At 63.6% G+C, this 957-nt stretch carries 2 protein-coding genes; one reads left to right on the forward strand and one right to left on the reverse strand.

Features of this window, described 5'->3' with window-relative positions; translation table 11 throughout:
- Positions 1-230 precede the first annotated feature (230 nt).
- A complete protein-coding gene (locus AC1DS3_RS39050) occupies positions 231-503 on the forward strand; it encodes a hypothetical protein (RefSeq protein WP_441634141.1) in 273 nt (90 codons plus the stop codon).
- Positions 504-534: 31 nt separating this feature from the next.
- Here the strand turns inward: AC1DS3_RS39050 and AC1DS3_RS39055 are convergent, their stop codons facing one another.
- Positions 535-942, reverse strand: coding sequence for a VOC family protein (locus tag AC1DS3_RS39055; RefSeq protein ID WP_477129417.1), 408 nt, complete (start codon positions 940-942; stop codon positions 535-537).
- Between the last annotated feature and the right edge of the window lie 15 nt (positions 943-957).

Genomic DNA, 957 nt, shown 5'->3' on the forward strand with positions numbered 1-957 from the left:
CAGCAGGACGGCGGCGAGGGCCTTGCGTGACTGGGGGGGCATGGTTTCGGAGGGTTTGTTCTGCCTGGCTTTACAGCGCAATGCGGGGAGCGTTTCCTGGCGTCTCCCGGATCATTTTCCGGGGGGCACGGCATTCGACCGGGCAACCCGTGCGCAAGTTCTTGTACGATTCTTGTACGATACGCCTCACATCAACAGCGGCCGGTGCGGCCGCGCACGGAGCCAAAGGCATGACAGAACAAAACGACCAGAAAGACCCGAAAGACCAGCAAAACGACGTAGAAAACCGCGCGGAGGAAGCCCAGGCGATGGAGCGCGTCGTCAACGCCACCCGCCAGGTGCAGGTGGCCTTTACCGCGCTGCAGGGGCAGTTTGCGCCGCAGGGCAGCGGCAAGCCGTCAAAAATGGCGCTGCAGACCTTCGATGCATCGCTGCAGGCGCTGGAAGATGCGCAAGCGGCATTTGACGACGTGCTGAACGACCTGCTCGACGGCAAGCGCTGATTCCAGTGCCAGTGGACGCCGCATCCGGCGCTCAGTGTCCTGGATAGGCCGCCACTTCGATCAGGTTGCCGTCCGGGTCCCGKCAATAGACCGAGGTCATCGGGCCGAGCGCGCCGGTGCGCGCCGCCGGGCCTGCCTCGATCGGCACATGGTGCGCAAGCCAGTGCGCGATCACGCTCTCCAGCGTGTTGTGGGTGATAAAGCAGAGATCGTCGCTGCCGGTGGTCGGGTGGACGCCGGTGAACCACGCCACGATGTCCGTATCGATCGGGCGCAGGTTGATCTTCTGCTGGCCGAAGCGCACCGAGACCCGCTTGCCGGTGCGCGATTCGAAGTCCTCGCGCTGCATGCCCAGCACGCTCTCGTACCACGCCGCGCTGGTCTCCACGTCCTTCACATTCAGGACGATATGGTCGAAGCGATCTATCACAATGCTCATCGTGCGCCTTTCGAG

This window comes from Cupriavidus sp. 01L46 (assembly GCF_056399905.1).

Coding starts and splice junctions, on each gene's coding strand:
- AC1DS3_RS39050 (WP_441634141.1), top strand. CDS start 231: ATGACAGAACAAAACGACCAGAAAGACCCGAAAGACCAGCAAAACGAC.